This window comes from Brevundimonas sp. KH_058 (assembly GCF_057838505.1).
This window is the reverse complement of sequence record NZ_CM174469.1, coordinates 1,123,410-1,140,790: the sequence shown is the minus strand read 5'-3', so window position 1 is coordinate 1,140,790 and position 17,381 is coordinate 1,123,410. Positions and strand designations below refer to the sequence as shown.

The following is a 17,381-nucleotide window of genomic DNA, read 5'->3' as shown; positions in this document are numbered from 1 at the left end:
CGGCGCGAACACCGCCCTTTCATAATCTGGCCTGAGGGCGATTTAGGCCGCTTCAGCCTTGGCTTCGATCAGGGGCTGGCCGGCGCCGATTTCGATGCGGCGGGGCTTCAGCGCCTCGGGCAGTTCGCGCTTCAGCGAGATCGAAAGCAGGCCGTTGACCAGATCGGCGTCGGTCACGACAACATAGTCGGCCAGCTGGAAGCGACGCTCGAAATCGCGCTCGGCCAGGCCGCGATGCAGATAGGTCTTCTGCGTCGCCGTATCGTCATTGGCGGTCTTGCGGCCGGTCACGGTGAGCAGGTTTTCCTTCACCTCGATATTCAACTCGTCGGTGGTGAAACCGGCGACGGCGATCTCGATACGATAGGCATTCTCGCCCGTGGTCTCGATATTGTACGGCGGATAGCCCGTGTCCTGGCCGGTCGTGCGCGAGGCGCTTTCCAGCAGATTGGCCAGACGGTCGAAGCCGACGGCCGAACGGTACAGCGGGGTGAAATCATAGGTACGCATCAGCATCCTCCTGAGGATCAGCAAGGTTGAGCCGCCCGGCGGTTTGGCCCGGACGGTAGGGATGCAGTCCGACGACCCGAGATCGGCGTCGTCAGTCTGGAGAACCCGAAATCGGCGCTCTCGCGAAAGAAGATGGTGGCCTCCAAAACGGCGTCAAGGGCGCGGGGTCGATGATTTTGCTTGCGTCAAATTGGCCTGCGTCTCGCGAACGTCATTTGCTCGGGCGGCGGGCCTGCCTATGGAGAAGGACTTGAACCCGGAGCTCCTGATCATGCGCCATGCCGTCTTCGGCCTCGCCGCCGTTCTGCTGTCCGCCGCCCCCGCCGTCGCGCATCAGTCGTTCCAGACCGAAGGGGCCTGGACGCCGCCGCGCTCGGCCCTGTCCAGCGCCCTGCCGACCTTCGCCGAGGACACGGCGTTGCAGACCGCCGTCGCCGCGGAGACCCGGCCCGCCGCCGATCGGGCACGCGACGTCTATCGCCACCCTTACGAATCCCTGACCTTCTGGGGCCTGACGCCAGGCATGACGGTGGTGGAGATCGAGCCGGGCGGCGCCAGCTGGTGGCGGCATATTCTGGAGCCCTATGCGGCGGCGACCGGCGGTCGCTACGTGCCGGTCAACCGCCCGCTGGAAGACATGGGCGTGCCTGAGGGCAGCGCAGACTTCATCCTGGTGGCGCGCGCCTTCCATAACTGGTCGCGTAACGACCGGACACAGCCCTATCTCTACACCTTCTTCAAGGCGTTGAAGCCGGGCGGCGTCCTGGCCGTCGAACAGCACCGCAGCGCAGAGGGACTGAACGTCGCCGACGTCGCCTCCACCGGCTACGTGCCCGAAAGCTATGTGATCCACGAAGCCCGCAACGCCGGCTTCGTCTTGGAGGCGCGCAGCGAGCTGAACGCCAATCCCAAGGACGATCACGACCATCCGTTCGGGGTCTGGACCCTGCCGCCGATCCGCCAGTCGGCGGCGCGCAACGATCCGTCGGGCCGCACCCTGACGCCCGAGGAACGCGCCGCCTTCGACGCCATCGGCGAGAGCGACCGCATGACCCTGCGGTTCCGCAAGCCGGAATAGGTGGTCTTGCGTTTTGACCGGGCCGGCGAACCTGATTAAGCCCAATGGGTCAGGGTGCGTCGGACGCGGGTCCCGGCGTGCTGCGGGAGTTTTGAATGGCTGATTGTCTGGCGAGCGCGGGCGGGTTTTCGCGTCGGTTCCTGCTGAGCGGCGCGACCGCGCTGGCCCTGACCGGCGTGGCGGCTTGCGGTCGCAAGGACGAAGCCGCCAAGACCCCCGAGGCGCCGCCCAAGCCCGCCGGTCCAGCGGAAGGTTCTCTGGAATGGGCGGTCGAGGGTTCCTGGCGCAACGCCCAGGACAAGGCGCGCGACGCCTTCCGCCATCCAATGGAGACCCTGCGGTTCTTCGGGCTTCAGCCGCGCATGACGGTGGTGGAGTTCTGGCCCGGCAGCGGCTGGTACACTGAAATCCTGGCCCCCTATCTGGCCAAGGGCGCCGGAACCTATGTCGCCGCCCTGTTCCCCGAGGGGCCGACCGCCGATCCGGCCCAGGCCGTTCTGAACGCCGCCTTCCGCACGCGGTTTTCCAGCGACAAGAAACTGTATGGCGAGCCGCAGTTCACGGTTTTCGGATCCGGCTCTGGCCCGGTGACGACGGCGGGGACGGCGGAACTGTGCCTGTTCATGCGCACCCTGCACGGCTGGATGGCGGCGGGCATCGCCGAAAAGGCCTTCGCCGACGCCTTCGCCGCGCTTAGGCCCGGCGGCATCCTGGGCATCGAGCAGCATCGATTGTCGCCGGCCGAGGATCAGGATCCAGTCGCCGCCAACGGCTATGTCCAGGAGGCCTTCGTGCGCCAGTTGGCGGCCGAGGCGGGCTTCGTCTTCGTCGAGGCGTCCGAGATCAACGCCAACCCCGACGACACCAAGGACCATCCCTTCGGCGTCGATACGCTGGCGCCCACGCGCCTGACGGCCCCGCGCGGCCAGCCGGTCGATCCCGAGTTCGACCGTTCGAAATACGAGGCGATCGGCGAGAGCGATCGCATGACCTTGAAGTTCAGGAAGCCCGAGTGAACCGCGCCCAAGCCTTCGCCGCCAACGCCCCCCTGATGGGGGTCCCCGGCGCCGCCTCGCCCCCCGGCGGCAAGGGCGACTGGTTCCGCGGCGCGGGCGGGATGCGCCTGCGCGCCGGTCTGTGGAAGCCGTCGCACCTGAGCGCGGACAAGGTGCGCGGGACGGTGGTGCTGAGCCCCGGCCGCACCGAGCCGATCGAGAAATACTACGAGGTCATCGGCAACTTCCTGGCGCGCGGCTGGTGTGTCCTGACCCACGACTGGCGGGGCCAGGGACTGTCGGCGCGGCTGTTGCCAGACCGGCTGAAGGGTCACGCCCGCGCGGTCGAGGAGTTTCTGGACGACTACAACCGCCTGCTGAACGCCTATGAGGATCAATGCCCCAAGCCGTGGATCATGGTGGGGCATTCGATGGGCGCCTGTCTGAACCTGTTGGCGCTGGAAAGCGGCGAGGAGCGCTTCGCGGGCGCGGTCCTGTCCAGCCCCATGCTGCGGATCAAGACCGGCAAACGGTCGATGTGGTCGGTCAAGCTGGTGGTGCGCTGGAACATCCGCCACGGCCAGGCGGGCGATTATATCCTGGGCGATCCCGACGATCCGTTCGACCACAACTTCGCCGAGGACGCCCTGACCTCGGACGAGAGCCGATACGAGATGTGGCGCCAGCAGCTGTATGCCTGCCCGCACCTGGCCATCGGCGGCCCGACCTACGGCTGGCTGGCCTTTGCGCTGGACGCGGGCGAGCGGGCGCTGAAGCCCAAGGCGCTGAAGGCGGTCAAGGCGCCGGTCGTCATCGTCCAGGCCGACGCCGACGACGTGGTGTGGAAACAGACCAACCGCTGGGCCGCCAAACGCATCCCGCGCGGGCGCTATGTCGAAGTTTCCGGCGCCAAGCACGAGGTCATCATGGAGGCCGACGACCTGCGCGCCGTCTTCCTGAACGAGTTCGACGCCATGGCCGACATGGTCGCCCCGACGGCGGATGCGGTCGTTGACCCGTCGGCGAGGACGGTGGACGTGACGGCGGAGACGCCGTCTGTCGCCTGAAGCCAGACCCCGGAAAAACAGTCCAACGAGTCCATCTCGCCTGAGGATGGCGCCTAAGACACAAAGCGTCGGTTGAGATCCTTAAGCTTGGCGAGTTGCTGCACGGTCTCGGGAACGCGGTCCAGCGCGAGAACGAACCGCCAGACATAGGCGAACACGGCATAGACATCGCCCGCCGCCACAGCGCCGCCTTGAGAGAGTCTCCATAAGGCGGCTGCGACCAGGACGATCACGCTGAGCTCCATCAGCCCGAACGCGCGGGCTTCCGAGTCGGACAATCTGACCCGCCATCTTGAAAGCGCGTCGAAATGGCGTCTCACGGTCGAAACGCGTCCTCGCGTCAGAATCGTCACCTCTTTTTCCAGTCGATCATTCAGTCCTCGGTTCAGAACGAGCGAGCGCCGCGCCAAGGCGAAGTTGACCAGGCCGAGCGGAATGAGAAGCAGAACACAGATTCCGCCTACGATCGGATCGAGCGAAAGCAGGATGACCATGGCCGTGACCAGTCCGACGAGGCCCATCAGCACGCCCGGAATGTCTTTCTCCAGGAAATCGACATACTCGCGCGACAGGATGGCGCGTGATGTGATGATCGTCGGCGTCATCCCCTTGCCATGCGCACGTATAACGAAACCGCCGGCCAGATCCGCATAAACCCGAGTGAAGACGCGCGTGTCGAACATCCTCGCGCCCACCTCCAGACCCGTCATGAGCAGATGCCAGACGGCGAGGACGATTATGGGTTTCCAGTCGCCCTTGAGAACGCCGTTGATCGCAAAGGCGGTCATCAACGGATAAAGCTGTCCCGACAGGAACATCAGGGTCGTAAGACTGTAGGCCGACGTCAGGCTCAGCGCATGTCGGCGAGCGAGAGCATATATCACTGAACCTGCTCCTTATCCCTGCGCCCTCTCAGACGCGTGGGACGTTTTGTTCGCCTTATATCGCCGCGCGTTTCAGCGTCACCAGGGCCTGGTCGATCAGGCGGGCGTCGCCGACGGCGAGGATCTGGCCGTTGTCGTCGGGGGCGGCGCCGCGCCAGTTGACGACCTGGCCGCCGGCGGCCTCGATCACGGGGACCAGGGCGGACCAGTCCCAGGGCTTGAGGCTGGTCTCGGCGACCAGGTCCATCTTGCCGGCCGCCACCATCGCATAGGCATAGGCGTCGCAGCCCAGGCGAGCCAGGCGGGCGGTCGCGCGGACCTGAGTCCAGGCGCCCAGTTCGGCGCCGTTGAAGATGTCGGGGTCGGTGGTCGAGATGACGGCGTCGGTCAGTTTCTCGCACGCCCGCACGACCAGCGGCGTCTCGGCCTCGCCGCGCAGCAGCCGCGCGCCGGACGGGCCGCCGATGAAGATCTCGTCCAGATAGGGCTGGGCGATGACGCCGACCGTGGGCTTTCCGGACTGGCGCAGGGCGATCAGGGTGGTCCACAGCGGCAGGCCCGAGATGAAGGCGCGGGTGCCGTCGATGGGGTCCAGCACCCAGACGTGCTCGGCCTCGGGCCCGTCCTGACCGTATTCCTCGCCGATGACGCCGTGGTCGGGGTAGCGGGCGGCGATCAGGCGGCGGATGGCGGCCTCGGCTTGTTTGTCGGCCTCGGTCACGGGGTCGAAACCGGCGGCGCCGCCCTTGTCCTCGTGCCCGATGTCAGAGCGGAAGAAGGGCAGGGTGACGCGCGCGGCTTCGCGCGCCAGTTCGATGGCGAAGGCTTCGTATTCGGTCATGAGGCTCCCTTACCGCGCTTTCGCCGGCTTGGGCGCCCCTCAGCGTCTCAGGCGGGGGGCACATCCGTGTGCAGCGACTTGGCCAGGTCCAGCAGGCGGCGGCGGGGCCGTTCGTCCAGCTGATAATAGGCCTGGATCAGGTCCAGGGTCTCCTTGCGCGAGAAGACCTCGCCGCCCTTGGTCGGGGCCGCGTCGTTCTCCATCGCCTCGGCGAGACCGTCGTAGAAATAGGCGACGGGCGTTTCCAGCGCCTCGGAGAGTTGCCACAGGCGGGCGGCGGAGATGCGGTTGGCGCCGCACTCGTATTTCTGGATCTGCTGAAAGCGGATGCCGACCTGGACGGCCAGCTGTTGCTGGGTCAGGCCCAGCAGACGCCGGCGCCGACGCAGGCGGCGGCCCAGGTGCAGGTCGATGTCGGCGGCCATGGCCGTGATCCTCGTCTCAACGTCTGTCCCGATGCGGGACGACATACGTCGATGGGGGCAATCACCGTGCCGGATCGCGTCTGAGGCGAGTTCGGCAAAAATGCGGCGAGCAAAGGGTGATGACGCAACCGTATGGCTCGAGCTGCATTTACTGCAACAGCTTGGCTTTTACAGGAAGGAACCACAGCATGGGTTTGGGAATCATTGGTTGGCTCGTCATCGGCATCGTCGCCGGCTGGCTGGCTGAAAAGGTCATGGGTCGTAATCACGGCCTTCTGACGAATCTGATCGTCGGCGTCATCGGCGCTCTGCTCGGCGGTTTTATCTCCAACAATGTCTTCGGCACGCCGGTCGGCGGCTTCAACTTTGTGACGCTGATCGTGGCGTTCCTGGGCGCCTGCCTGCTGCTGTTCCTTCTGGGACTGGTCAAGCGTCGCGCTTGATCCGGCAATAGGCTGAAGACGAAGAGGGCGGTTCGAAAGAGCCGCCCTTTTTCTTGCGCGTTGTGTCAGGCGCCGGAGCGGACAAGCGAAAGGGCGGCCGGTGAACCGGCCGCCCTTCGTCATTCAGCCTGTGACGTCAGACTTAGTTCGGCTCGGTCGGAGCCGGGGTGGCCGCATCGGGGGCCGGGGTCGCCGGTTCGGTCGTGGCCGGATCGGCCGGTTCCGTGGTCGGAGCCGGTTCAGCGGCGGGAGCGGCGGCCGGTGCAGGCGGGGCGCCCGGAATGGCGGCGGCGGCGTCGAACTCGGCCTTGGTGTAGGCTACGACCACGCCGGCGCCTTCCTGGCGGATGCCGCTCAGCGGCACGGCGCGAAGCTGGCCGTCGGCGCCGCGAACGGTGAGTTCCTGCTTGCCTTCGGCATTGGACTGAACGCCTTCCAGCTTGCCCAGTTCGCCGTCAGGACCCGCGACGCTCGATCCAGGGTTGAGCGAAAGCGATTGCTGCGAGGACGCAGCGGCGGCAGGCGCAGCAGCCGGAGCGGGCGTGGCTTCTTGCGCCATAGCGGGCGCGGCGGTCATGAAGGCGGCGGCAGCGCCGGCCAGAAGAACAGTCTTGATGGTCATGGGAGAACGTCCCCGGTTACGCGAGCCCGACGCCCGCACCAGACCAAACTCGCCATGTTACGATATGTTTCACGCGCCTAGAAATGACCTCAGGAGCGCCCCGGTTGGACGATTCTTGGTCTATGTTCGGGCAATCCACGATTCGAGAGGCCAAGCTTGTCCAGCCGACCCAGGCGCACTTCCGGTCTGTACCGTCGTCTTCTGGGCCTGGCCTATGAGCTGACGCCGCAGATATTCGCCATCGTGGCGTTCGTGGCCGGGGCCCTGATGCTGGTCTCGGCGGTGACGCCCGAGTTCGACGACCGGCTGCGTCGGTTGACGGGGGTGGTGTCGCCGCTTCTGATCGACCTGTCCCATTTCGTCGGCAGCATCGCCGGCTTCCTGCTGCTGTTGCTGTCGGCGGGGCTGTGGCGGCGGCGGCGCGGCGCCTATTGGGCGGCGCTGCTGGTGCTGGCGACAGGGGCGGTGTTTTCGATCCTCAAGGGACTGGACTGGCAACAGGCGACCAATCTGGTGATCGTCGCGGCCCTGCTGGCGCCCTGCCGGTCGGCCTTCAATCGCCGGTCGCGGCTGAGCGAGCCGCTGCGGCCCAGCTGGCTGCTGCTGCTGACGGCGGTGGTGGCGTCCATGCTGTGGCTGGGCTTCTTCGCCTATCGCGACGTGGCCTATAATGACGAGCTGTGGTGGCGTTTTCTGAGCGATCGCCAGGAGTCAGGCTTCCTGCGCGCCGGTCTGGTGCTGGCGATCCTGACCCTGGTGGTGGCGGGACGGTCGCTATTGAGCTCGCCCGGCGCCGACAGTCATGGCCCGGCCGGCCCTGTGGACATCGAACGGGCGACGACGGCGCTTAAGACGGCGGATACGGCGACGCCCGAAGCCTGGCTGGCCATGCTGGGCGACAAGGCGCTGATGTTCAGCCCGTCGGGGTCCAGCTTCCTGGCGTATCGTGTGCGAGGCCGGCGCTGGATCGCGATGGGCGAACCGGCGGGCCTGAAAAGCGAGCGGCTTGAGCTGCTGTGGAACTTCGCCGAGATGGCCGACAGCCACGGCGGGGCGGCCGTCTTCTATTCGGTCGGCGAGGGCGTGCTGGGCGATCTGGCGACCATGGGGCTGGCCGTGCGCAAGGTCGGCGAGACGGCGGTGATCGAGGCCGACAAATTTTCCATCGAGGGCAAGGGCAAGCAGAACCTGCGGACGGCGGTGAACCGCGCCGAGCGGGAGGGCTCGTCGTTCGAGGTGTTGCCGGCCGGTTCGGCCGGGCCGATCGCGGACGAGCTGCGCGAGATCTCGGACGCCTGGCTGGCCATGCATGACGGGTCTGAGAAGTCCTTTTCGCTGGGGCGGTTCGACGCCGCCTATCTGGACCTGACGCCGTTGGCCGTCGTACGCGAGGGCGGGCGGATCGTGGCCTTCGCCAATCTGCTGACCGCGCCGGATGAGGCGGCGGTCGATCTGATGCGCCACCGTCCCGACGCCCCGCATGGGGTGATGGACTATCTGTTCATCCGCTGCGCCCAATGGGCAAAGGCCGAAGGTTTGGCCAGTTTCGACCTGGGCATGGCGCCGCTGGCGGGGCTGGAGGATCGCCGGATCGCCCCGGTCTTCGCGAGGGTCGGCGCCCTGGTGTTCGAGGAGGGCGGGGCGCTTTACGGTTTTCAGGGCTTGCGCAGCTATAAGGCCAAGTTCGGGCCGGACTGGCGTTCGCGCTTCATCGCCGCGCCGGTGTCGACGCCCTTGCCGATGGCGCTGCTGGACGTGGCCCTGCTGACCAGCGGCGGCTGGCTGGGGATGATCGGCCTGAAGAAGGGCTGAGGCTCAGGTCAGAAGCGCCTTCAGCACGCCATCCAGCACCGGGCGGCCGCGAGCGGTTGCGATCAACCGATCATTCTGAAGGATCAGAAATCCGTCGGCGATCAGGCCGGCGACCGGCGCGCGATCCGGCGACAGGCCCAGGGGCGAAAGCAGGGCGGTCGGCGCGCCCTCGGTGGTGCGAAGGGCCAGCAGGAACCGCTCCTCGGCCGCATCGGCCGAGGTCTGGGCGTCGCGGTCGGACCAGGGCGCAGCGGCCGAAACTCCCGCTACATAGTCGGCGATGCGGCGATGGGCGACGGTCGCGGTCCTGACGCCGTCCAGCGTCAGCCGGCCGTGGGCGCCGGGGCCGAGGCCCAGATAGTCGCCGCCGCGCCAGACATGCAGATTATGCGACGACCGGGCGACCGTGCCTCGCGCGTGGTTGGACACCTCATAGGCGTCGAAGCCGGCGACCGAGAGCACGGCCTGGGTGGTTTCATAAAGAGACGCGGCGCGGTCTTCGTCCGGCGGCGTCAGTGCGCCGCGCGCAAAGGCCCGACCGAAGGCGGTCGTGGGCTCGATGGTTAGCTGATAGGGCGAGACGTGTTCGAACCCCAGGGCGAGCGCGGTCGTCAGTTCGGCGGCCCAGTCGTCGGGCGTTTGGTCCGGTCGGGCGTAGATCAGGTCGATGGACAGGCGGTCGAAGGCGCGGCGGGCCAGATCGACTGCGCGCAGGGCTTCGGCCGCCGAATGGTCGCGACCGAGAAAACGCAGGGCGTCGTCGTCCAGCGCCTGCACCCCCATCGACAGGCGGTTGATCCCGGCGTCGGCAAGGGCGGCGAACCGGCCGGCCTCGGCGTCGGTGGGGTTGGCCTCCAGCGTGATCTCGATCTCGCCAATGGGCGGGAACAGGTCGCGCGCCGCCGCCACGATGCGGGCGACGGCCTCGGGCGCCATCAGCGACGGCGTGCCCCCGCCGAAGAAGATCGAGGCCAGCCGTCGCGGGCCGGTCAGAACCCTCTGCGCGCGCAGATCGGCGAGGATCGCCTCGACCAGCCCGGCCTGCTCCTCGCTGCGCCCCCGGTCGCGCACGACGTTGAAGTCGCAATAGGGGCAGATACGCGCGCAATAGGGCCAGTGGACGTAGAGGCCGATGTCGGTCCCGGGGTCGCGGGGATCAGTCAATCAGGGCGGCTTTCAGCTTGGCGAAGGCGCGGGTGCGGTGGCTGATGGCGTCCTTGGCCGCCGGCTCCATCTCGCCGAAGGTCTGGTCGCCGCCGTCGGGAATGAACAAGGGGTCGTAGCCGAAGCCCCAGTCGCCGCGCGGCGGGAAGGTCAGTTGGCCGTGGACCTCGCCCTCGACCACCACGCAGGGGCCGTTGGGCCAGGCGACGGCCAGGGCCGAAGTGAACCAGGCGGCGCGGTCGGTCGCGCCGATCTCTTTCAGTCGCTCCTCGACCTTCTGCATGGCGACGGCGAAATCCTTGCCCGGTCCGGCCCAGCGCGCTGAGAAGATGCCCGGCGCCCCGTCAAGCGCCGCGACCGACAGGCCGGAATCGTCGGCCAGCGACACCTCGCCCGACAGTTGGGCCGCATGGCGGGCCTTCAGCATGGCGTTGCCGACGAAAGTGGTCTCGGTCTCGTCCGGCTCGGGCAGATTCAACTCACCTGCGGTGACGATCTCGTAATTTCCGCCCAGCAGCGCGGAGATTTCCGGGACCTTGCCGGGGTTATGTGTCGCGACGACGAGCCGCATCCCCTTGATAAGCTTTAGATTCATCGACGATCACGCCCCTGAAACAGTCTATTGCCAAAGTTTAATATCGTTAAACGATATGTAACGTGCCTTTTCCGTTCGCACGGCCTATCTATTGATCGTCAGGAACGAGGTCGCAGCGTTCATGACTTCCGCGAAAACGGAAACGATCATGCGATTAACAAATGCAAAGGGCGATAATCGCCCAAACAGGAAAGACGGAGAAATACCATGCACACGATGAACGCCTCGATGTGGCTCGACAAGGTCGGCGCTGCTTTTGTCGCCACCGTTCTGATCGCGGCCCTGCCGACCGCCCTGGTCGTCATTCTGTTCCAAGGCTTCTGATCTAGCCTTTTTCGATCAAGAGAGCTTTGACGACCAGCATGAAGACCGCGATGTATAGAGCCGCGCGCGGGTTCGCCGGACCCCGCGTGGCCATCGCCCCGCCTTCCCCGGCCTGAGATCAGAAAGACCATGCGCCTGCCGACGCCGCCAAATCCGCTGAAGCGAGGCGAGGCAAGCGCCATCAGGGGGCTGAGCGCCCTGCGCATTCCTTTCAAGGCCCCGTTCAGAGCAATGGGGCCGGGTTCGGTCTCCAGCATGCTGAAGGTGGTGCTGGACGTCGCCTATATCCTGCTCTGGCTGATCACCGGCTTTCTACTGCTGCTGGTCATCGCCGCGATCTTCATTCCTCTGGATAATGTGAACATCACCGTCAGCGGGGACTCCGGCGGCAAGCAACTGCCGCTGACGCGCACCCTGCTGCTGTTCGGCCTAGGCGCCGCGACGGCCTATTTCGGCGGCTTCATGCTGATTTTGCGCAGCCTGCGCCGCATCATTCGCACCCTGACCATGGGCGACCCGTTCCAGCCCGACAATGTGCGCCGTCTGCGCCAGATCGGTCTGACGCTCGCGGTCGTGACCGGCGGTGTCTGGGTGGCTCAGGGTTTCGTCGCCAAACGGCTGGCGCCCGGCGTCATGGACCCGCAGGGGTTGGGCGAGCTGCTGACACCGATCTTTTCCGTGCTGATCGTCTTCGTGCTGGCGGAGGTGTTCCGCGAGGGTGCGCGCCTGCGCCGCGAATCCGAACTGACGATCTGAGCCGTTTCGAAGTAGGATTCCCGCATGGCCATCCGCGTCCAGCTCGACCGCGTCCTCGTGGAACGCCGCATGTCGTTGACCGAACTCGCCGACCGGGTCGGGGTGACGGTGGCGAACCTGTCGATCCTGAAGACCGGCAAGGCGCGCGCGGTGCGGTTCTCGACCCTGGACGCCCTGTGCCGCGAACTGGACTGCCAGCCCGGCGATCTGCTGGCCCATGAACCCGGTCCGGGCGACACGATCGAGGACGACGGCGAGGCATGAGGCGAAAGGGGCCGAGCCGCGACGAAAACGGACTGACGCCCGAGGACCGCCGGATCTGGACCCGTGTCGCCGGATCTGTTGCCGCGCCCAAAACCCGCAAGGCCGCCCGCGTCACTCCCGGCGCCGAGACCCCGCCCGAGATCGTCGTCACACCGGTGGAGCGTCCCCGTCCGCTGGCCAAGTCGTCGCCGAAACGCGTCGCCGCCGCGCCGCCTGTCGAGAAGCGGCCTTCGCCCCTACGCCCCAAGCCGGCGCCCGAGGATCTGGAGCCGCGTCGCAAGCAGCGGCTGTCGCGAGAGCGCGATCCCATCGAGGCGCGTATCGACCTGCATGGCTTCGGCCGGTTCGAGGCCGAGGATCAACTGCGCGGCTTTTTGACATCCTGCCAGGCGCGAGGGATGCGGGCGGTGCTGGTCATCACGGGCCAGGGCCGGATGGGCGGCGGCGTCATCCGCTCGGCCTTCGGCGAATGGATGTCGTCGCCTGCGCTGCGCGGTGTGGTGTCGGGCTTCACCGTCGCCCACCAGCGGCACGGCGGAAACGGCGCCTTCTACGTCACCCTGAAACGTCGGACCTGATAGCCAAAGAAAAAGGCCGGACCCGCGCTGGCGGACCCGGCCTTTTCAAAAGCGGCTTGTCGTCGGCCTATTTGGCGGCGATGGCGCCGGCCAGGATCACGTCGATCTGCTTGCCCATATGGTCCGACAGGGCCTGCGCGTCCCATTCGTCATAGGCGGCGCGGCGATAGTTGGACAGATAGGCGTCCCAGATCAGCTCGACCAGCAGGCGGCTGTCGGCGTCCTTGGATAGTTCGCCCTTGGCCACGGCGTCCTGAAGGATGCCGCCGATGGCGAGCAGCAGGTTCTTGGTCGCGGCGCGGGCGCGCATCTCGGCGGCCAGAGGCTGGAACCACGACCGGGCGACGATGGCCTGGAACAGCGGCAACTGGTCCAGCGACGAGTGGTATCCGGCGCTGAGGGCGGTGACGAGCCGTTGGCGGACGGGCTCGCCCTTGGGGGCGGCGGCCTCGACCACTTCGGCCAGACGCGTCATGTCCTCGGTCAGGACGGCCTCGAACAGTTCGGCCTTGTCCTGGAAGTTGGCGAAGACGGCGCCGGTGGACATGCCTGCGCCCTTGGCGATGTCTCGGATCGTGGCGGGCTCATAGCCGCGCTCGGCGAAGAGCGAACGGGCGGCGTCGAGAACCTTTTGTCGCGTGCGGATCTTGGCGGCCTGGCGCCGGTTCAGGCGGGGTTCGACGGCGAGGGTTGCGACAATATCAGTCATAAATCAGGCTTTTACTCTACTTTAAGTCGCGGATGAGGGGGAGCATCCGCCATCGACTTCAGGTGAATATCTCGGCCCGAGAGCGGGTCGGACGGGCGCTGCTGCTCCGAAGATGCAGGAATACGGAAGCTGTGCTTGCATCACGGAACCATGACGAAAATGGGTCCGTGATGCGACCGTAGGTATCAGCCCCTAGTCTTGGCTGGGGGCGGTTTTGGCCGGGCGGACCGTTCGACGCAGGGCGCGGCTGGGGCGATTGCGACGCTCGATCGGGGTTGCGGCCTGGAAGGCCTTGCGGAACTGGTCCCGCCGCTCATGGATGGAGGCCAGCACTAGGCCCATGGGCACGCCCAGATCGACAAGGGTGTTTTCGGCCAACTGAAGACTGGCTTCGGTCGTCTCCGGCACGGCGTCGGTGACGCCCAGGCCATAGAGTCGCATGGCGTGCTGGTCGTCACGGGCGCGGGCGATCAGAATCAGGTCCTCGCGCATGGAACGGGCGGCGGTCACCACCTCGTCCACCTTGGTCGGGGCGTCCATCGTTACGATCAGGGCGCGGGTGGATTGCACGCCGCAGTGCTGGAGCATTTCGCGGCGGCCGGCGTCGCCATAGAAGACGTCGAAGCCGTCGCGCCTGCCGGCCGCGACGATGCCGGGATCGGTGTCCAGGGCGATGAAGGCCTGGTCGTGCTCTTTCAGCATCTCGCCGATCAGCCGCCCGACGCGGCCGAAGCCGACGATGATGACGGCGCCGTCCGCGGCTTCTAGCGCTGGAAGATCGAGCTGTTGGCCGGCGGGCGCCGACTTGCGCGCCAATCTCTGACCCAGCAGGGCGAGAAGCGGAATGGAGAAGATGCTGACCGTCGCCGACAGGGCCACGGTATTGGTCAGTTGCGGCGGCGCCAGACCCTCGACCAGGCCTGTTGCAAAGACGACGAAGGCGAACTCGCCCGCCGGGGCCAGGACCAGGGCCGTCTCCAGCGCCGGCCGCGCGCCCAGGCCCCAAAACCGAGCCAGGCCGAAGATGACGCCCGTCTTCACGACCGTCAGCGCCAGGGCCAGTCCGAAGACGCCGACGGGATCGGCGGCGATGGCGTCCAGGTCCAGGCCCAGGCCGACGCCGACGAAGAAGACGCCCAGCAACAAGCCCTTGAAGGGTTCGATGGAGACCTCGACCTCGCGCCGGAACTCGGTCTCGGCCAGCAGCACGCCCGCCAGCAGGGCGCCGATGCTCATCGACAGGCCGCTGGCCTGGGCGGCGAGGCCGGCGCCGACCACCACTAGCAGGGAGGCTGCGACGAACAGTTCGCCGCCCTGATCGACCTTGCGGGCCTTGGCCACCGACCGGAACATCGGCCGCAGCACGACACGGCCCAACAGCACCATCAGCCCCAAGCCTAGCGCCGCCGGCACCAGGGTGAACAGGGCGCGCCCCAGGACGGCGGTGTCCAGCGCGCCGCCCTGCTGGGCCAGGGCCGCCAGGACGGTGACGGTGATCAGGATCGGGGCGACGGACAGATCCTGGGCCAGCAAGATGGCGAAGGTGGAGCGGCCGACCGTCCCCTTCAGCCGGCCGCGCTCGGCCAGGACCGGCATGACCACGGCGGTCGATGACAGGGCCAAGCCCATGCCCAGCACCACGGCGCTGGCGAGGGTCTGACCCATCAGCAGGAAGCCGCAGGCCAGAACCGCCGTGCAGACGACGACCTGCATCATGCCCAGGCCGAACACCAGTCGGCGCATGGCGCGCAGCCGTTCCCACGACAGCTCCAGTCCGATCATGAACAGGAGAAAGGCGACGCCCAGTTCCGACAGCTGGGCCAGTTGACCCGGATCGCCGATGGTCAGCCACGACAGCCAGGGCAGCGACTGCGCGAACCGGCCCAGTCCATCTGGTCCCAGCAGCACGCCCGCCGCCAGGAAACCCAGGACGGGGCTGATCTTGAGCCGGTTGACCAGCGGCACGATGACGCCGGCGGCAGCCAGGAACACCACCAGATCCTTATAGTCCCCGCCCTGACCGTGCATCCGCCCTCCTTAAGTCTACGTATCTGACCCTGATCCCCCGGCCGTGGCGAGAGGTCGCACGGGTTTCATGAACTTTTTTTAAGGCGACACCCCATCGCGCGGGTCTAGGGTCCGGCCCGACCCGTCCGTTTCAGGGGCGGCTTCCAGGAATCCGTGATGAAAAGACTGCTTATCGGGGCTGCTGTCGGCGCCCTTCTTCTGCCCGCCAGCGCCGTCCTGGCGCAGGACGTCGGCCACGACCACGCCTGCATCGACGAGACCTGCTCGATCGTTTCGCTGTTCTCGGGCGAAGAGACGGCGGCAGGCTGGCAAGGCACCGAGGCGCCTCGCTACGGCACCTGGGGCTTCGACATGGCCGGGCGCGACACGGCGGTGAAGCCGGGCGACGACTTCTTCCAATACGCCAACGGCAAGGCGCTGGAGAAGCTGGTCATCCCGTCGGACCGCACCAGCTATGGCTCGTTCGCCCTGCTGCGCGAACTGTCGGACAACCGCATGAAGGAACTGGTGCTGGGCCTGGCGAACCGCACCGACCTGGCGCCCGGTTCGGACGAGGCCAAGGTCGCCGACGCCTATCGCTCCTACATCGACGAGGCGCGCATCGAGCAGCTGGACGCCCAACCGCTGCAACCCTATCTGGCCGCGATCCGCGCCGCCGACAGCCATGACAAGATGGCCGTCTATATGGGCCAGACGGTCGGTCGCTTCGGTTCGTCCTTCTTCGGTACAGGCATCACGATCGATTCCAAACAGCCGACCCGCTACGTCGTCTCGACGGGTCAGTCGGGTCTGGGCCTGCCGAACCGCGACTATTATCTGGACGCCCGTTTCGCCGACAAGAAAGTCCTGTACGAGGCCTATGTCGCGCGCATGCTGGGCATGATCGGCTGGGCCAACCCGACCGAGACCGCCGCCCAGATCGTGGCCCTGGAAGGCAAGATCGCCGAGGCCCACTGGTCGCCGGCCGAGAACCGCAACCGCGACAAGACCTACAACGAGTTCACCATCGCCAAGCTGGCCGAGGATGCGCCCGGCTTCGCCTGGCAGGCCTATTACGACGCCGCCGAACTGGGCAGCGTACCGCGCGTGATCGTGCGTCAGGACACGGCCATGCCCAAGATCGCGGCCATCTACGCCGAGACGCCGGTCGAACTGCTGCAAGCGTGGGAAGCCTTCCACACCGCCGACGACATGGCGCCCATGATGTCCAAGCGGTTCTCGGACGCCCAGTGGGAGTTCCGGTCGCGCGACCTGTCGGGTCAGCCCGAGCAGCGCACTCGCGAAAAGCGCGCCATCTCCTTCGCCGAAGGCTCGCTGGGCGAGGCCACGGGCCGGCTCTATGTCGCCCAGTATTTCCCGGCCGAATCCAAGGCCAAGATGGAAGAACTGGTCGCCAATCTGCGTACAGCCCTGTCGCACCGGATTGAGAACCTGACGTGGATGGGGACCGAGACCAAGGCGGCGGCGCAGGAGAAGCTGCGCAAGTTCACGGTCAAGATCGGCTATCCCGACAAGTGGCGCGACTACTCCGGCCTGGAGGTCCGTTCCGACGACCTGGTCGGCAACGCCGAACGCAAGGGTCTGTTCGAGTGGAACTATGACCTGGCCCGCCTGAACGCGCCGGTCGACAAGTCGGAGTGGGGCATGACCCCGCAGACGGTCAACGCCTATTACAACTCGGCCAACAACGAGATCGTATTCCCGGCGGCGATCCTGCAGCCGCCCTTCTTCGATCCGAACGGCGATGCAGCGGTCAACTATGGCGGCATCGGCGGGGTGATCGGCCACGAGATCGGCCACGGCTTCGACGACCAGGGCTCCAAGTCCGACGGCGACGGCGTGCTGCGCAACTGGTGGACGCCTGAGGACAAGGCCAACTTCGAGGCCCTGACCGCGCGTCTGGGCGCGCAATATGCGACCTATGAGCCGATCGCCGGCTATCACATCAATCCCGGCCTGACGATGGGCGAGAACATCGGCGACGCCTCCGGCGTGGCGGTGGGTCTTGAAGCTTATCATCTGTCGCTGAACGGTCAGCCGGCGCCAGTTCTGGACGGGGCGACGGGCGACCAGCGCTTCTTCTACGGCTGGGCCCAGGTCTGGCAGTCAAAATACCGCGACGAAGCGCTGAAGCAGCAGGTCGCCACCGACCCGCACTCGGCCGCCCAGTTCCGGGTCATCGGCCCTCTGCGCAACGTCGACGCCTGGTACGACGCCTTCGACGTCCAGCCGGGCACGAAATACTATCTGACCCCGGAGGAACGCGTTCGCCTCTGGTAAGGCGAC

Annotated in this window: 18 protein-coding genes; 9 read left to right on the top strand and 9 right to left on the bottom strand. The window is 66.7% G+C overall.

The window, feature by feature from the left end; genetic code table 11:
- Positions 1 to 42: 42 nt before the first annotated feature.
- Positions 43 to 510 (bottom strand): Hsp20 family protein, encoded by a 468-nt coding sequence (locus AC3ISA_RS05465; protein WP_489179666.1) that lies wholly within the window; start codon positions 508 to 510, stop codon positions 43 to 45.
- A gap of 271 nt (positions 511 to 781) precedes the next feature.
- Here AC3ISA_RS05465 and AC3ISA_RS05460 point away from each other — a divergent pair, with 271 nt between their 5' ends.
- From AC3ISA_RS05460 to AC3ISA_RS05450, 3 genes are all read left to right on the top strand, one after another.
- A complete protein-coding gene (locus tag AC3ISA_RS05460; RefSeq protein ID WP_489180077.1) occupies positions 782 to 1,588 on the top strand; it encodes a class I SAM-dependent methyltransferase in 807 nt (268 codons plus the stop codon).
- Between the two features lie 95 nt (positions 1,589 to 1,683).
- A complete protein-coding gene (locus tag AC3ISA_RS05455; RefSeq protein ID WP_372693304.1) occupies positions 1,684 to 2,604 on the top strand; it encodes a class I SAM-dependent methyltransferase in 921 nt (306 codons plus the stop codon).
- The gene (locus tag AC3ISA_RS05450) at positions 2,601 to 3,650 is read left to right on the top strand and encodes an alpha/beta fold hydrolase (protein WP_489179665.1); all 1,050 of its coding nucleotides are present in this window, start codon (positions 2,601 to 2,603) and stop codon (positions 3,648 to 3,650) included. The genes AC3ISA_RS05455 and AC3ISA_RS05450 overlap by 4 nt, the downstream gene beginning before the upstream one ends.
- 53 nt (positions 3,651 to 3,703) lie before the next feature.
- On the opposite strand, the gene AC3ISA_RS05445 is transcribed toward AC3ISA_RS05450, so the two are convergent.
- The 3 genes from AC3ISA_RS05445 to AC3ISA_RS05435 are packed head-to-tail and all read right to left on the bottom strand — an operon-like array spanning position 3,704 to position 5,809.
- Complete coding sequence (locus tag AC3ISA_RS05445; protein ID WP_489179664.1) at positions 3,704 to 4,534, bottom strand: ABC transporter six-transmembrane domain-containing protein; 831 nt, start codon at positions 4,532 to 4,534, stop codon at positions 3,704 to 3,706.
- A gap of 55 nt (positions 4,535 to 4,589) precedes the next feature.
- Positions 4,590 to 5,375 carry a histidinol-phosphatase gene (gene hisN / locus AC3ISA_RS05440; RefSeq protein ID WP_489179663.1) on the bottom strand — a complete coding sequence of 262 codons (786 nt, stop codon included), beginning with the start codon at positions 5,373 to 5,375 and terminating at the stop codon, positions 4,590 to 4,592.
- A 47-nt stretch (positions 5,376 to 5,422) separates the two neighbouring features.
- Positions 5,423 to 5,809, bottom strand: a complete 387-nt coding sequence (locus AC3ISA_RS05435) for a helix-turn-helix domain-containing protein (protein WP_489180076.1) — start codon at positions 5,807 to 5,809, stop codon at positions 5,423 to 5,425.
- A gap of 179 nt (positions 5,810 to 5,988) precedes the next feature.
- Between AC3ISA_RS05435 and AC3ISA_RS05430 the strand changes: the two genes are divergently transcribed.
- Complete coding sequence (locus AC3ISA_RS05430; RefSeq protein ID WP_039243891.1) at positions 5,989 to 6,243, top strand: GlsB/YeaQ/YmgE family stress response membrane protein; 255 nt, start codon at positions 5,989 to 5,991, stop codon at positions 6,241 to 6,243.
- 142 nt (positions 6,244 to 6,385) lie between these two features.
- Here AC3ISA_RS05430 and AC3ISA_RS05425 read toward each other — a convergent pair whose 3' ends face one another.
- Entirely contained in the window at positions 6,386 to 6,865 is a 480-nt protein-coding gene (locus tag AC3ISA_RS05425) for a hypothetical protein (RefSeq protein WP_489179662.1), read from the bottom strand.
- A gap of 156 nt (positions 6,866 to 7,021) precedes the next feature.
- On the opposite strand from AC3ISA_RS05425, the gene AC3ISA_RS05420 reads away from it, so the two are divergent.
- Positions 7,022 to 8,677, top strand: coding sequence for a GNAT family N-acetyltransferase (locus AC3ISA_RS05420; RefSeq protein WP_372693310.1), 1,656 nt, complete (start codon positions 7,022 to 7,024; stop codon positions 8,675 to 8,677).
- A 3-nt stretch (positions 8,678 to 8,680) separates the two neighbouring features.
- Here the strand turns inward: AC3ISA_RS05420 and hemW are convergent, their stop codons facing one another.
- Complete coding sequence (hemW, locus tag AC3ISA_RS05415) at positions 8,681 to 9,841, bottom strand: radical SAM family heme chaperone HemW (protein WP_489179661.1); 1,161 nt, start codon at positions 9,839 to 9,841, stop codon at positions 8,681 to 8,683.
- A complete protein-coding gene (gene rdgB, locus AC3ISA_RS05410; RefSeq protein WP_372693312.1) occupies positions 9,834 to 10,436 on the bottom strand; it encodes an RdgB/HAM1 family non-canonical purine NTP pyrophosphatase in 603 nt (200 codons plus the stop codon). The genes hemW and rdgB overlap by 8 nt, the downstream gene beginning before the upstream one ends.
- A 453-nt stretch (positions 10,437 to 10,889) precedes the next feature.
- Between rdgB and AC3ISA_RS05405 the strand changes: the two genes are divergently transcribed.
- The 3 genes from AC3ISA_RS05405 to AC3ISA_RS05395 are packed head-to-tail and all read left to right on the top strand — an operon-like array spanning position 10,890 to position 12,358.
- On the top strand, positions 10,890 to 11,516 hold the full coding sequence (locus AC3ISA_RS05405; RefSeq protein WP_489179660.1) for a DUF2975 domain-containing protein: 627 nt from the start codon (positions 10,890 to 10,892) through the stop codon (positions 11,514 to 11,516).
- 24 nt (positions 11,517 to 11,540) lie between these two features.
- Entirely contained in the window at positions 11,541 to 11,780 is a 240-nt protein-coding gene (locus AC3ISA_RS05400) for a helix-turn-helix domain-containing protein (RefSeq protein WP_017504942.1), read from the top strand.
- Complete coding sequence (locus tag AC3ISA_RS05395; protein ID WP_489179659.1) at positions 11,777 to 12,358, top strand: Smr/MutS family protein; 582 nt, start codon at positions 11,777 to 11,779, stop codon at positions 12,356 to 12,358. Before AC3ISA_RS05400 ends, AC3ISA_RS05395 begins: the two co-directional genes overlap by 4 nt.
- 67 nt (positions 12,359 to 12,425) lie before the next feature.
- Here AC3ISA_RS05395 and AC3ISA_RS05390 read toward each other — a convergent pair whose 3' ends face one another.
- Both AC3ISA_RS05390 and AC3ISA_RS05385 read right to left on the bottom strand, forming a co-directional pair.
- Positions 12,426 to 13,067 carry a TetR family transcriptional regulator gene (locus tag AC3ISA_RS05390; protein WP_489179658.1) on the bottom strand — a complete coding sequence of 214 codons (642 nt, stop codon included), beginning with the start codon at positions 13,065 to 13,067 and terminating at the stop codon, positions 12,426 to 12,428.
- A gap of 192 nt (positions 13,068 to 13,259) precedes the next feature.
- Positions 13,260 to 15,095 carry a cation:proton antiporter domain-containing protein gene (locus AC3ISA_RS05385; RefSeq protein ID WP_489179657.1) on the bottom strand — a complete coding sequence of 612 codons (1,836 nt, stop codon included), beginning with the start codon at positions 15,093 to 15,095 and terminating at the stop codon, positions 13,260 to 13,262.
- Positions 15,096 to 15,251: 156 nt separating this feature from the next.
- On the opposite strand from AC3ISA_RS05385, the gene AC3ISA_RS05380 reads away from it, so the two are divergent.
- The gene (locus AC3ISA_RS05380) at positions 15,252 to 17,375 is read left to right on the top strand and encodes a M13 family metallopeptidase (protein ID WP_489179656.1); all 2,124 of its coding nucleotides are present in this window, start codon (positions 15,252 to 15,254) and stop codon (positions 17,373 to 17,375) included.
- Positions 17,376 to 17,381 lie beyond the last annotated feature (6 nt).

What these genes read in the sequence shown, in the direction of transcription:
- AC3ISA_RS05430 (WP_039243891.1), top strand. Translation starts at nt 5,989, where the DNA reads ATGGGTTTGGGAATCATTGGTTGGCTCGTCATCGGCATCGTCGCCGGC.
- AC3ISA_RS05460 (WP_489180077.1), top strand. Translation starts at nt 782, where the DNA reads ATGCGCCATGCCGTCTTCGGCCTCGCCGCCGTTCTGCTGTCCGCCGCC.
- AC3ISA_RS05385 (WP_489179657.1), bottom strand. Translation starts at nt 15,095, where the DNA reads ATGCACGGTCAGGGCGGGGACTATAAGGATCTGGTGGTGTTCCTGGCT.
- AC3ISA_RS05390 (WP_489179658.1), bottom strand. Translation starts at nt 13,067, where the DNA reads ATGACTGATATTGTCGCAACCCTCGCCGTCGAACCCCGCCTGAACCGG.
- AC3ISA_RS05395 (WP_489179659.1), top strand. Translation starts at nt 11,777, where the DNA reads ATGAGGCGAAAGGGGCCGAGCCGCGACGAAAACGGACTGACGCCCGAG.
- AC3ISA_RS05380 (WP_489179656.1), top strand. Translation starts at nt 15,252, where the DNA reads ATGAAAAGACTGCTTATCGGGGCTGCTGTCGGCGCCCTTCTTCTGCCC.
- rdgB (WP_372693312.1), bottom strand. Translation starts at nt 10,436, where the DNA reads ATGAATCTAAAGCTTATCAAGGGGATGCGGCTCGTCGTCGCGACACAT.
- AC3ISA_RS05455 (WP_372693304.1), top strand. Translation starts at nt 1,684, where the DNA reads ATGGCTGATTGTCTGGCGAGCGCGGGCGGGTTTTCGCGTCGGTTCCTG.
- AC3ISA_RS05405 (WP_489179660.1), top strand. Translation starts at nt 10,890, where the DNA reads ATGCGCCTGCCGACGCCGCCAAATCCGCTGAAGCGAGGCGAGGCAAGC.
- AC3ISA_RS05465 (WP_489179666.1), bottom strand. Translation starts at nt 510, where the DNA reads ATGCGTACCTATGATTTCACCCCGCTGTACCGTTCGGCCGTCGGCTTC.
- hisN (WP_489179663.1), bottom strand. Translation starts at nt 5,375, where the DNA reads ATGACCGAATACGAAGCCTTCGCCATCGAACTGGCGCGCGAAGCCGCG.
- AC3ISA_RS05425 (WP_489179662.1), bottom strand. Translation starts at nt 6,865, where the DNA reads ATGACCATCAAGACTGTTCTTCTGGCCGGCGCTGCCGCCGCCTTCATG.
- AC3ISA_RS05400 (WP_017504942.1), top strand. Translation starts at nt 11,541, where the DNA reads ATGGCCATCCGCGTCCAGCTCGACCGCGTCCTCGTGGAACGCCGCATG.